Raw genomic sequence first — 11,262 nt, 5'->3', positions numbered from 1 at the left:
TCTCAATGCCATGGTCAAGCAGGGAACCTTCTGGAACCCTGCGGCCATAGCTAATCCAGGGCAAGTTCTGCCCCAACCTACTTGACTTTCAAGATAATCGCTAGCCCCCCTTATCAAGGGGGGGACATGAGTAGAGGAGGGGAGCAAAGTGAATGGGAGGATCTGAGTTCTGAAGTCCCCCTTTTGAAGGGGGATTTAGGGGGATCGGCGGAGTTTGTGGAGCGGGTGGTGCGGGAGCGGGTGATTGACCAGTGGGAGGCGCAGGATTTGCCGCCGCATTTGAAGACGATTCGCGATCGGTTGTTGCGGCGGGGTGAGGAGCGGATGGGGCGGCTGCTGGGGGTGTATCAGCAGGTGTTGGCGGGGGAGGATGGGATTGCGGCGGATGAGAGTGAGGAGCAGTTGGAGCTGCGGCTGACGGGGCTGGTGGTGAAGCGGCAGGGGCGGTTGCGGCTTTATAACCGGATCTATGGGGCGGTGTTTGATGGGGGGTGGGTCGATCGGGCGTTGGGGGAGTTGCGGCCCTACGGGGCGGCGATCGCGGTGTGGTTGGCCTCGGCGGGGGTGGATGAGTCGCGGTTGTTGCGGGGGCAGGCGTTGCAGGATGCGCGGGATTGGGCGGAGGGCAAGCGGCTGGGGGATGATGATTATCGGTTTTTGGATGCGAGCCAGGAGCTGGAGCGGCGGGAGATGCAGACGCTGCTGGCGGCGGAGCAGGAAGCGAATCAGATTTTGACGACGGCGCGGGAACAGGCGGAGACGGAACTGGCGGAAGCGAATCAGCAATTGGGCAAAGTGCGACGCTGGACGATCGCGAGTGGGGCAGGGGCGATCGCGGCGCTGGTGGTGGCGGCGATCGCGGTACCCAGTTCCTTTGTGGCTAAAGATGCGCAGAAAAAAGCTGAAACGATTGCTTCCCTGGAACGGAGTGCAACTGCCTCCTTAAAGCAATTTGAGTTTGCACCGTTTGAAGCCTTGATCAGTTCCCTTAAGGCAGCGCAAAAACTCCAGAATGCCTTGAAAACAGGGGCTTTGCCAGAGCCGACCATGAGTCCACAACTGGCACTCCATACGATTTTGACAAATATTCGAGACCGACCACTCTACGGCCATCAAGGCGATGTCTTGAGCGTAGTCTACAGTCCCGATGGCAAGAGCCTAGCGACCCGTGGCAGCGACGGGACGGCGCGGGTCTGGAACCTGCAAGGCCAGCAAATCGCGGAACTCAAAGGCCATCAAGGCGATGTCTTGAGCGTAGTCTACAGTCCCGATGGCAAGAGCCTAGCGACCCGTGGCAGCGACGGGACGGCGCGGGTCTGGAACCTGCAAGGCCAGCAAATCGCGGAACTCAAAGGCCATCAAGGCGATGTCTTGAGCGTAGTCTACAGTCCCGATGGCAAGAGCCTAGCGACCCGTGGCATCGACGGCACGGCGCGGGTCTGGAACCTGCAAGGCCAGCAAATAGCCGAGTTTCAAGAAAAAGGCGCTACTGTTTCAGACGTGACCTTTGCGCCCAATGCAGCATCGATCGCGATCGCAACTTCCAATGGCCGAGTTCTGATTTATCCAGTGGAAACGTTGGAACAATTGTTAACCCGAGGCTGCGATTGGGCAGATAGTTATCTCGTCACCTATGCCTCAGAACTGCAAGAATTAACCGCCTGTCAGACCCCCGATCGCTTAACCAGAGCCGCCAATTATTTAATCAGCCAATCAGAAAAGTCTGCCCGTAAAGGGAACTTGAACAAAGCGATCGAAGGTTTCACATTAGCTAAACAATGGAAACCCGATTGGCCAGAAGATCCTAAACAATACGCTGAGAAACTTGCACCGAGAAAACAATAATCGCTAATCAGATTCAAGTGATATTTCGGCCTTCATTGCTTCTAGCGATCGATGACAGACTCTTGAGATCACGACTTCGCACTACAACCAGAAATCACCGCGATCGCACCTTACTCGATCGCATAAATCCCAAATTTTCTTAAAGACGGAGAATGAAACCCAATAACAATTTCCGACGGTTGAATTCCTGCGGTTGCAAGCAACATATCTAGATCTAGATCAGTAATATTCTCCTGAATCCAAATTTTGTCATCAATAATATCAATATGAAGTACAGGTTTAAAAACACGCTTTCCAGACTCATCCCAACCAATATATAACACTTGATAATGGTCACCTTGCACGTCCAACAACGGGATACATTGAACGGACTCCGTAGATGACCGCTCTGCATAATCCGTCAGTAACGTTTGAACAACATGACGATATACCTCAAGCCTAGACTGCGGAATGTCTTCAGGCTTCAACGCAGCAACATTGCGGGATTGGGTGACCATTGGACAATTTCCTCCAATAGCGTATCAATGCTCTACCGGACACTTAGAAACGAATACCCTTTCCTCCTTCAACATTTTTCCGTTTCTGCTTCCCGCTTGACCCGATCGGCTACATCCTTCAATGGCTCCAACAGATCGATCGGCACCTGCAAACTATTCAACGTGCCATGGGTATGCGCCCCCGCATAGGCCGGCTTCTCCGCCTCCGGCTTGGGGCCGTGGTAATCACTCCCCCCGGTCATAATTAATCCAAACTCCCCACACAACCGCTCCAGCTTATCCACCTGATAAGCACTGTGGTGAGGATGGTACACCTCCAACCCCATCAACCCCGCCGCCACCAACTCCGGCAACGCCGTCTCCACCGTCCCCCCCCGAAACAGGTAAGGATGCGCCCAAACCGGAACCGCCCCGCACGATCGCAGCAACCGAATGCCATCCACCGCCTCAAAGCGCTCATACTCCACATAGGCTGGCTTCCCATCCCCTAGGAACTGATCAAACGCCGTCTGGGAATCAGGCACATACCCCGCCCGTACCATCGCCGCCGCTAAATGAGGTCTGCCCGGAGCCATCCCCGGCCCCAACTCCGGCAACTCCACCCCATAGCCCAACGCCGCCAACTTATCCCGCATTTCCGCCGCCCGTCGTTTGCGTCCTGCCAGCCGTTCCTGCAACGGGGATTCTAATTTCGATCGATCGGGGTAGAACCCCAACACATGCAGCGATTTCCCATTGTGCACCGTGCTCAGTTCCAACCCCGGCACAATCTCCAAATCCTGGCCCGCCGCCTGCCGCGCCTCATCCCAGCCCGCCATCGTGTCATGATCCGTAATGGCCAGCGCCCGCACCCCCGCCGCGATCGCCGCCGTCACCAGCTGCGTCGGGGTCAGCGTACCATCGGAAAACGTCGTATGGCAGTGCAATTCCAGCATAGGTCAGCAGAAAAAATTGTATTTTCCTCCAGTGTAACCTGCATAACGCTCCCCCCCTGGCCCATATATATCACCAGAGAGATTGAGCAAGTGATGAGGGTTACCACGAATGTTGCACCACCACCAGCCGCACCACCAAACCTCCCCCAAATGGTTTCAAACAGTTGCTAAATTAACGATTAAAACCACCCTATTTCTCGCAACGGAATGGATTCTCGGTTCCGTCGGGCTAGACACCCTCGCCGACTATACCGAATTCCTATCCAGCCAAGCCGACCTCATGTTAGTCAGTCAAACCGATATTACGATGGTCAACCAACCGATCGGTCAACTGAACTACGCCGCCTAATCCAACAGCAAACCCTAATGCCTAAATCTAAATCAAACGCTATCTAATCCAAAATTTATCTAATCCCAACGCTATCTAATCCAAACCTTATCTAATCCAAAATCTATCAATACTGCGATCGTGCCTTGTCATCCTTGCTCTCTCTAAGCTCTAGGAGCGATCGTTCAGTCATCACGATTCATAATGCAAACAGCCTTCACAGGGGCCGATCGGATTAATGGCACACCGTAAATAAGCTGAATGAGCATTGTGCCGACAGTTTAAATTCCCGATCGCGGTGGTTGCCCGTGCCGTTTCAGGATGGGGTAAGTTGAGTAAATGACGCATTTGGCGACGGTTGGCTGCTGCGATCGCCCGTTGCAATTCTTCCTGGGCCTTTGCTTCCCACTTCCGCATGGATAGTAACGACCATAGCAAAGGCAAAAAGCCCAAAACCAGAATCAGCGCCACTTCGAGCATAAGCAACAAAACCTCATCGGAATGTCCTTACGTCCATTATGCTTAAACTCTTGAAAAATAGGTTTTCGTTGTTCAAAAATCATCACGTAATCACTGCTAGCTGACGATCACGGCTATGTGAGCCATCATCTTGTCAATGACCCACCTTTTCGATCGTCGTAGCTTTTTTCAGCCCTTCACCCTGCTATCCCTCCTGCAGTGGTAGGGACGGATTAAGTTGCAGGAGCAGAAATTCTTTGAAGAATAGTCAGTACATAGGCTGTGTACAAAGCTAGCAATAAAACGCCCCGCCGTCGCTCAATCAGGCCATTCCTAGCGGGAAAGGTAAACGCGATCGTCAGGAGGCCAAATACAAGCGCGATCGCAACTTCCTGCCAATTCACAGTAATGGGAAACAGCGTGGCCGCAATGCCCACCACCCACAGGCTATTAAAAATATTGCTACCCACAATAGTACCTAAGCCAATTTCCTCATGGCCCCGCACCTTAGAAATGACAGTGGTTGCTAATTCTGGGACGGAGGTTCCCATGGCAACGATCGTTGCGCCAATTACAAATTCGTCAATGCCAAATGAAAGGGCAATGCCCTTCGCTGCAATCACAATCAGATGTCCTGCGGCGATCAGAAAGAACAACCCAACAATAGAAAATGCAATGGCAAATTTGAGCCGAGGTTCCCCTAGCATTTCCTCGGCGGCACTTTGTTGTCTACGCACCTCCACGAGTACGGCAATCATCCAAGTCCCAAACATCCCTAAAAGAATCAATCCATCCAGGCGTGAAAGAATCCCATCCAGAGCCAGTACCCCTATGACGATCGGGGTCATGAGAGCAATGGGAAAATCCCGCCTGACGCTGTCCCGAGGACTTTGAATCCCTGATATGACGAGCGATAGTCCCAGAACTAGGCCAACATTCACGATATTACTGCCTAAAACATCGCCTAGAGAAATCTGGGGTTGCTGTTCTATCGCTGCGTTGATCGCCACAGAGAGTTCTGGACTTGAAGTTGCGAAGGCTGCTACGGTCGCTCCAATAATTCCTGCGGAAACTCGCATCCAGTGGGCAAGTCCAATAACGCCGCGAACAAATAATTCTCCGCCAATTCCGGCACTGAGAACGCCTATTATGAGAACAATGTAATCACCCATCAATGTCTGAAACTCCGTCTCGGCTATCTATGGTTAAGAAACGTGTATTAAGGCGTGCGCTCCCGTTTCTCCTGAAAGCACAAAGGCGCTTTCAATTGTTCGCTAGAAGACATGCTAGGTTCAAAAAATCCGATGAACTGCTGGAGGAATTGATAGAAGAATCTGCCCTCAGCTTCAGTTACCTAATTTTGGTGGTAGGTTCTTGCATTATTGCAACACTGGGGCTGCTGTCTAACAGTGCCGCTGTGATTATTGGGGCCATGATTATTGCACCTCTAATGTTACCCATTCGTAGTTTAGCCTTTGGTGCATTGGAAGGGGATGTTGTCCTATTCCGGCGCGGGCTGGTGGCGGTGACGGTGGGTACCCTCTTAGCGGTTGTGTTGACTTGGGGGCTAGGGGCTATTGTGGGCATTTCTTCGTTTGGGAGCGAAATTTTAGCCCGATCGAAGCCCACTTTGCTGGATTTAGGCATTGCGATCGCTGCTGGCTGCATTAGTGGTTATGCCAAAACCGAACCCAAAATTTCGGGTACGTTGGCAGGTACCGCGATCGCCGTGGCCTTGATGCCGCCCATTTGCGTAATTGGGTTAGGGTTAGCCCATTCAAACTTACTCCTGAGTTTAGGTGCATTGCTACTTTATTTAACTAACCTCTTGGGCATCACCTTATCTTGTATGGTGGCATTTCTCTTAATGGGATATACGCCCTTTACCCAAGCTCGCAAAGCATTGACCTTAGCGGCTATTTTGACAAGTGGGTTAATGATTCCTTTAGGGATTAGTTCTGTAGATTTGGTGAAGCAAAATCGCCTAGAAACGAGCATCAGGCAAGCATTAGTGAATCGAACGGTCACATTCCAGAATATGGATCTGATTCAAGCAGAAACGAATTGGTTCGTGAATCCCCCAGAAATTCGATTAACCGTTCGGAGTCAAGAGATTATCACCCCTAGACAGGTTGAGTTGCTTGAGGAATTTATTGAAAAATCCATGGGGCAGCCGTTTACGTTGATTTTTGAAATTAGTCAGACCACCGAAGTGCGGCGACAACAACCCACGCCCTCTGCCCCATAACCAGTGCTTTAGCAGGTACTTGCGAACTGCCTTCACAAGAGTCCTAAGGTTTCTAATGCGTCCCGTGCAGCATCCTTTTCAGCGGCTTGTTTAGTGCGTCCAGATCCCCGTCCATAGGATTTATTTATTATTTGCACCTCCACCACAAATTGCTTTTGGTGATCGGGGCCGATCGCTTGCACTAAGCTATACACTGGATTTTCCCCATAATTTACTGCTGCCCAATGTTGCAACTCACTTTTGTAATTAATATTGGGCGCTTCAACTGTCAGCTTTTCCACTATGGCTTCAAAGAAGGGTTCAACGTAACGACGAATGCAAGTAATATCTGAATCGCAATCCAGATAATATGCTCCAATCAATGCTTCAAAGGCACTGCTCAAAAGGTTTGGATTTTGTCTCCCACCGGTTTGATCCGCCCCTTTGCCCAGTAAGAGGTGTTGACCGAGGTCAAGGGCGATCGCGAATTGAGCTAACTGCTTTTCATCTACTAAAGACGATCGTAAAGACGTCAGTTTACCTTCCGGCAGTGAAGGATATTTCTTATAAAGAAATTCACCACAAAGAAAGGTCAAAATTGCGTCGCCCAGAAACTCTAGCCGTTCATTATGTTTGTTAACATTGGGATTCTCATTCACATAGGAACGATGGGTCATCGCCTGCTGAAGGAGAGTCTCATGTTCAAACTTAGGCAGCGGGAAGGATTTCATGGGATCGTGCAAGAAGTTGGGGGAGATCTTCGAGAAAGTAATGTTCATCAACGCTCTGAAGGAGCTTGTGACTAGATTTACAGCGTTTACTGGTCAGACAAATGACGTATTTACTAAGTTGACGTAGTACTTGCACAAGTTCGATATAGTCACTATCTCCAGTAACCAAAATATAAACATCTTGCTGACATAGACGATTCATCGATGAAGCAATGCCATAGCGCAAAATCTTGTTGTCTACCGCATTGTCTCCAGGTTTCACTCTCAGGGTTAAAAAACCTGCATGTTGAAACGTTGTCCTCGGCTTTTCTCGCATTGTCCAATCTACAGCGTAAGCTCGCATTCGAGTTTGACAAGTTTGACCATACTGCGTGGAAAATTGTCGAATGTGGTCTGCATAGGGATGGGCAGGCATATTTTCCACATCAACGCACACATAGACAAGCGATTGCTCTGTCATGAGTTACTCCTCTAAAATCGAGTGAATTAGAGGCTTTTGGGTGAAAGATATTCTTGCGAACCTGATACTCAACCATGTGTAGGGGAGAGATCTCCACGAAGATTAAATTCTTCAACACATAAGAAAGTATTAGGTTCAGAAGAACGCCTTTAACTTGAAGCTTGCTCATTAACCTAACTCCAAGTTTTTAGGTTTGTCAAGTCCTTGCCCCGAAAATCTTAAAGAAAATTTACATCAATACTGGATACTGCACCTTGGAATTTCCCAAAAGGAGCAGTCAAAAATACCTGGTGTGAGCCTTCGTATCTTCGCCAGGGTATGCAGCATCCAAATTAGTTAATTAGACGAATAGAGATCTTCGAGAAAGTAATGCTCATCGACGCACTGTAGTAGCCGCTTACTAGCCGCATGGGCTTTACTGGTTAGACATACAACATATTTGTCTCGATCGTGCAGCATTTCCACCATTTCGACATAATCCCCATCGCCACTCACCAAAATGTAAACGTCCTGAGGTCTCCCTTGTTGAGAAAACGTTGTACAGTCTCGAATGATTCTGTTATCAACAGCATTCTCACCAGGGGCAACGTTTTTGGTCAAAAAGCTTGCTTTCTGCAGCATCTTCTGAGCCTCTTCCCGAATCCTCCAGTTAACAGCATAAGCGCGCAGGCGATCGGGGTGGACCTTGCCGAATCGTCTCGAAAATCGTCGAATTCGAAAGGCGTAGGGATGGGAAGGAATATTTTCCACATCAAGAAACACATAAACAAGCTTGATTCTTGCCATGGGTGTTACCTCTAAAAAATTTTTTAAGTAGGGGATACGCAAATAAATAACATCCCAGTCAATTAGGGAGAATGGTGATATTCCATTTGGGTAACGTTTCAGAGGGTTGCCAGCAAGGGAGATAGAATTCTAATTCCTCAGCTAGCACCTTAACTCCCTTTTCATAGAAGCCCTCCACCAGATAAACCACTGGAGCAACGGCTTTCCAGGTCATCTTCGTGGCCCATTGAACAGCCGCTTCGACCGAATCTAAGATCGCTCCATTCCAGTAATTCTCAAGGGCTGCCCAGCATCATTCATGGCATTGTATTTGCTGTGGTAAGGCGGATAGTCAATTAATCGAATGGGCAGGTCGATCCGTTGAGCCAATTCAACCATGCGTTTAATGAACTGGGTGCGATCGCTGCGAGTTGCAGATCCGCCATCTAGATTAATTACCCACTCCTCAATCCCAGAGTAATTAACTTGATTGTCCTGCCACCACCAGGCCAAACAATCGACAATAAAATCACTGGTTTTAGCGGATTGACCAAAGTAAATCGACAGCTCATCGTTATCAAGATTGAGAATGCCAAAAGGTACCAATACCGATTGCCATTCAGTCTCATGATCGTCAGCTTGTTTGGCTTCTAAGCTGCGATCCTTGCCATTGCGCGAAAAATTGCCGAACCCCCTGCGATTGAGGATGGCCCCAATCGTCTGACGCGAAGGCAGCTAGGTCTCGTTGTAGTCCCTCTCTTCTATCAAGACTTCTCGCACGGCTCGGGCACTGATGCGCGCATACAAAAAGGTCGATTGAAATTTCGGATCTGCTTGGGCTTGCCCATCCACCAAACTGGCAATATCGGCTTCTAAATTTGCCAACACCACTTCACTTTGATGCCGACCTCTGGCTCGATAGTGTTCCACACAGACTATCCCACTGCGTCGTTCATGCAACCCTAGTTGCACTGCCTCGCGATGCCACCCTAAAACAGTTTCTGTTTTCCGCGCTGACCCCGCAAAATAGTCTTCAGCAACTTTTGCGATCAAGTCTTGCTTCTTGGCTCCAGTCAGCTTCCGGGCGGCATCTTTGAGCGTTGCTTTAATCGTCTCATTGAGCATGGTTTAGGGCATCCTTCTGTCAAGAGTCTGGGCAAACGATCCCATCCTTCTGCTCTATGAGCTTCTAGAATACCCGGTGTCTTATTTATTTGTAAGTCCCTAAGTCCTGGCAGGCTTAAACTCTAGCGACACGCCATTCATGCAGTATCGCTGCCCCGTCGGCTTTGGCCCATCGGGAAAGACATGGCCTAAGTGTCCGCCACAACGGCTGCAATGGACTTCTACCCGCGTCATAAAGAACGATCGATCCACTGACGTCTCGATCGCCCCTTCGATCGGGCCATAGAAGCTCGGCCAGCCCGTTCCACTGTTGAACTTAGTCTCCGAGGTAAACAAGTCTTGCCCACAGCCCGAGCAAGCATAGGTACCAGGTTCATAATTTTTATCCAACGGACTGGTTCCTGCCCGCTCGGTGCCATGTTTACGGAGAACCCGAAACTGCTCCGGCGTCAGAAGTTGCTGCCACTCCGCCTCAGTTTTTTGGACTTCAAACACTTTGTTAGTTGCCATGGTGGATTCACTTCGCCTAACGCTAAAAAAGGAACAGAGCGATCGCCCTGTTCCTACGATTATGCAATGAATTTCGGTTGGTCGGAGTCTAGGCAGAGGCGGGATTACCGGACTCCCTAGGGCCCATTAGCTCATCCCCGGAACCACAGGGTGGAAGTAAAAAGCTAATCCCAAAACCGCATAGGCCGCCAGCAAGAGTGTTCCCTCCAGCCAGTTTGATTTGCCATCGGAACTAATGGAATTGGTAATCAAAACCGCCACGGCCACGGCTACCAGTTCAAAGGGATTGAAGTTTAAATCCATGGGCTGCCCTAGGAACCACCCTGCAATCACCAAAACCGGAGCGACAAACAACGCAATTTGCAGACTGGATCCGACTGCTACGGACAGCGACAAATCCATTTTGTCCTTCATGGCGACGGTGACGGCAGTGGCGTGTTCTGCGGCGTTCCCAATAATCGGCAACAAGATCACCCCGGTAAACAATGCCGTCAGCCCCAGCATCGAAGTTGCTTCTTCCAGGCTATCTACCAGCAACTCCGACTCGATCGCGACGCCGATCGTGCAGCAGAACAAAATAAATGTCCAGAATACTAGATTGGGTTGGTGCCCTTCTTGCGCTTCTCCCGCAAGGCTAGCTTCTGCCATTTCGGCTGCGTCTTCTTCCACAGTTGCCGCATCGTATAAGTAGGTATGGGTTTTCATGGAAAACAACAGCGTTAACCCATAGACCCCAATCAGCACGATCGCCACAGCAACCGATAGCTTTTGAATGGTGATCTCATCAATGCCGGTGGACGTGTAGTTCACCGCTGTGGGCAGCAAGAGCGCAATCACCGCCAAGTTCATGGACGACGCATTGACCCGTGCCACCACAGGCTGAAATTCCTGTTCTTTATAGCGCAATCCTCCTAGAAGCATGGATAGGCCCATGACCAGCAATAGGTTGCCAATAATCGACCCGGTTAAACTTGCTTTCACCACGTCGATCAAGCCTGCATTGAGGGCGACGATCGCGATGATTAATTCCGTCGCGTTGCCAAAGGTCGCATTCAACAACCCCCCGAGGGTCGGCCCTGCTACTACCGCAATTTCCTCCGTAGCTGTTCCCATCCAAGCCGCCAAGGGAAGGATTGCGGCTCCCGCTGTTAAGAAGACAACCAAAGCACCCCAGTGAAGAAAATGAGCTGCGATCGAAATTGGGATGAAGGCTAATAGCCCAAGAAAGACTAAGTTTTTAATTGACATACTTCGCCAGGTGGATATTTGACGGATGAATAGAGTTGTTGGGAAATAAAACCAGCTCTGGGACAGGGTTTGCCCTGACTGTTATCTAACTTATGCTGCATCTAAGTAGAAGTTCCACAAGCCTGCTGCGTT

15 protein-coding genes are annotated in these 11,262 nt (G+C 50.0%); 3 read left to right on the top strand and 12 right to left on the bottom strand.

Features of this window, described 5'->3' with window-relative positions; genetic code table 11:
* Positions 1-126: 126 nt before the first annotated feature.
* Positions 127-1,845: a WD40 repeat domain-containing protein gene (locus ACN4EG_RS25865; protein WP_431633166.1), complete on the top strand. Its 1,719-nt coding sequence runs from the start codon at positions 127-129 to the stop codon at positions 1,843-1,845.
* A 110-nt stretch (positions 1,846-1,955) separates the two neighbouring features.
* On the opposite strand, the gene ACN4EG_RS25860 is transcribed toward ACN4EG_RS25865, so the two are convergent.
* Positions 1,956-2,342 carry an element excision factor XisI family protein gene (locus tag ACN4EG_RS25860; protein WP_431633165.1) on the bottom strand — a complete coding sequence of 129 codons (387 nt, stop codon included), beginning with the start codon at positions 2,340-2,342 and terminating at the stop codon, positions 1,956-1,958.
* A gap of 68 nt (positions 2,343-2,410) precedes the next feature.
* The gene (locus ACN4EG_RS25855) at positions 2,411-3,277 is read right to left on the bottom strand and encodes a PHP domain-containing protein (RefSeq protein ID WP_431633164.1); all 867 of its coding nucleotides are present in this window, start codon (positions 3,275-3,277) and stop codon (positions 2,411-2,413) included.
* Positions 3,278-3,386: 109 nt separating this feature from the next.
* Between ACN4EG_RS25855 and ACN4EG_RS25850 the strand changes: the two genes are divergently transcribed.
* Complete coding sequence (locus tag ACN4EG_RS25850) at positions 3,387-3,626, top strand: hypothetical protein (protein WP_431633163.1); 240 nt, start codon at positions 3,387-3,389, stop codon at positions 3,624-3,626.
* 171 nt (positions 3,627-3,797) lie between these two features.
* Here ACN4EG_RS25850 and ACN4EG_RS25845 read toward each other — a convergent pair whose 3' ends face one another.
* Entirely contained in the window at positions 3,798-4,085 is a 288-nt protein-coding gene (locus ACN4EG_RS25845; RefSeq protein WP_431633162.1) for a DUF6464 family protein, read from the bottom strand.
* Positions 4,086-4,297: 212 nt separating this feature from the next.
* Positions 4,298-5,236 carry a calcium/sodium antiporter gene (locus tag ACN4EG_RS25840; RefSeq protein WP_431633161.1) on the bottom strand — a complete coding sequence of 313 codons (939 nt, stop codon included), beginning with the start codon at positions 5,234-5,236 and terminating at the stop codon, positions 4,298-4,300.
* 149 nt (positions 5,237-5,385) lie between these two features.
* Here ACN4EG_RS25840 and ACN4EG_RS25835 point away from each other — a divergent pair, with 149 nt between their 5' ends.
* Positions 5,386-6,312: a DUF389 domain-containing protein gene (locus ACN4EG_RS25835; protein WP_431633160.1), complete on the top strand. Its 927-nt coding sequence runs from the start codon at positions 5,386-5,388 to the stop codon at positions 6,310-6,312.
* A 32-nt stretch (positions 6,313-6,344) separates the two neighbouring features.
* Here ACN4EG_RS25835 and rnc read toward each other — a convergent pair whose 3' ends face one another.
* The 8 genes from rnc to cax all read right to left on the bottom strand — a co-directional run bounded on the left by rnc (position 6,345) and on the right by cax (position 11,130).
* Positions 6,345-7,022, bottom strand: coding sequence for a ribonuclease III (rnc, locus tag ACN4EG_RS25830; RefSeq protein ID WP_431633159.1), 678 nt, complete (start codon positions 7,020-7,022; stop codon positions 6,345-6,347).
* Positions 7,000-7,482 (bottom strand): NYN domain-containing protein, encoded by a 483-nt coding sequence (locus tag ACN4EG_RS25825; protein WP_431633158.1) that lies wholly within the window; start codon positions 7,480-7,482, stop codon positions 7,000-7,002. Before ACN4EG_RS25825 ends, rnc begins: the two co-directional genes overlap by 23 nt.
* A 336-nt stretch (positions 7,483-7,818) precedes the next feature.
* The gene (locus ACN4EG_RS25820) at positions 7,819-8,268 is read right to left on the bottom strand and encodes an NYN domain-containing protein (RefSeq protein WP_431633157.1); all 450 of its coding nucleotides are present in this window, start codon (positions 8,266-8,268) and stop codon (positions 7,819-7,821) included.
* Positions 8,269-8,326: 58 nt separating this feature from the next.
* The gene (locus ACN4EG_RS25815; protein WP_431633168.1) at positions 8,327-8,524 is read right to left on the bottom strand and encodes a hypothetical protein; all 198 of its coding nucleotides are present in this window, start codon (positions 8,522-8,524) and stop codon (positions 8,327-8,329) included.
* Entirely contained in the window at positions 8,518-8,955 is a 438-nt protein-coding gene (locus tag ACN4EG_RS25810; protein WP_431633167.1) for an ISAzo13-like element transposase-related protein, read from the bottom strand. Before ACN4EG_RS25810 ends, ACN4EG_RS25815 begins: the two co-directional genes overlap by 7 nt.
* A gap of 27 nt (positions 8,956-8,982) precedes the next feature.
* Positions 8,983-9,372 carry a hypothetical protein gene (locus ACN4EG_RS25805; RefSeq protein ID WP_431633156.1) on the bottom strand — a complete coding sequence of 130 codons (390 nt, stop codon included), beginning with the start codon at positions 9,370-9,372 and terminating at the stop codon, positions 8,983-8,985.
* A 99-nt stretch (positions 9,373-9,471) separates the two neighbouring features.
* Positions 9,472-9,882: a peptide-methionine (R)-S-oxide reductase MsrB gene (msrB, locus tag ACN4EG_RS25800; RefSeq protein ID WP_431633155.1), complete on the bottom strand. Its 411-nt coding sequence runs from the start codon at positions 9,880-9,882 to the stop codon at positions 9,472-9,474.
* A gap of 126 nt (positions 9,883-10,008) precedes the next feature.
* Positions 10,009-11,130 (bottom strand): calcium/proton exchanger, encoded by a 1,122-nt coding sequence (cax, locus tag ACN4EG_RS25795; protein WP_431633154.1) that lies wholly within the window; start codon positions 11,128-11,130, stop codon positions 10,009-10,011.
* Positions 11,131-11,262: the final 132 nt, after the last annotated feature.

It is taken from the genome of Alkalinema pantanalense CENA528, from assembly GCF_050753345.1.
Lineage (GTDB): Bacteria > Cyanobacteriota > Cyanobacteriia > Leptolyngbyales > Leptolyngbyaceae > Alkalinema > Alkalinema pantanalense.
This window is presented reverse-complemented; position numbering and strand designations above follow the sequence as displayed.

Bases quoted from the DNA above. Each gene is read 5' to 3' on its own strand.
- ACN4EG_RS25865 (WP_431633166.1), top strand. From the start codon at position 127: ATGAGTAGAGGAGGGGAGCAAAGTGAATGGGAGGATCTGAGTTCTGAA.
- ACN4EG_RS25860 (WP_431633165.1), bottom strand. From the start codon at position 2,342: ATGGTCACCCAATCCCGCAATGTTGCTGCGTTGAAGCCTGAAGACATT.
- ACN4EG_RS25855 (WP_431633164.1), bottom strand. From the start codon at position 3,277: ATGCTGGAATTGCACTGCCATACGACGTTTTCCGATGGTACGCTGACC.
- ACN4EG_RS25850 (WP_431633163.1), top strand. From the start codon at position 3,387: ATGTTGCACCACCACCAGCCGCACCACCAAACCTCCCCCAAATGGTTT.
- ACN4EG_RS25845 (WP_431633162.1), bottom strand. From the start codon at position 4,085: ATGCTCGAAGTGGCGCTGATTCTGGTTTTGGGCTTTTTGCCTTTGCTA.
- ACN4EG_RS25840 (WP_431633161.1), bottom strand. From the start codon at position 5,236: ATGGGTGATTACATTGTTCTCATAATAGGCGTTCTCAGTGCCGGAATT.
- rnc (WP_431633159.1), bottom strand. From the start codon at position 7,022: ATGAAATCCTTCCCGCTGCCTAAGTTTGAACATGAGACTCTCCTTCAG.
- ACN4EG_RS25825 (WP_431633158.1), bottom strand. From the start codon at position 7,482: ATGACAGAGCAATCGCTTGTCTATGTGTGCGTTGATGTGGAAAATATG.
- ACN4EG_RS25820 (WP_431633157.1), bottom strand. From the start codon at position 8,268: ATGGCAAGAATCAAGCTTGTTTATGTGTTTCTTGATGTGGAAAATATT.
- ACN4EG_RS25805 (WP_431633156.1), bottom strand. From the start codon at position 9,372: ATGCTCAATGAGACGATTAAAGCAACGCTCAAAGATGCCGCCCGGAAG.
- msrB (WP_431633155.1), bottom strand. From the start codon at position 9,882: ATGGCAACTAACAAAGTGTTTGAAGTCCAAAAAACTGAGGCGGAGTGG.
- cax (WP_431633154.1), bottom strand. From the start codon at position 11,130: ATGTCAATTAAAAACTTAGTCTTTCTTGGGCTATTAGCCTTCATCCCA.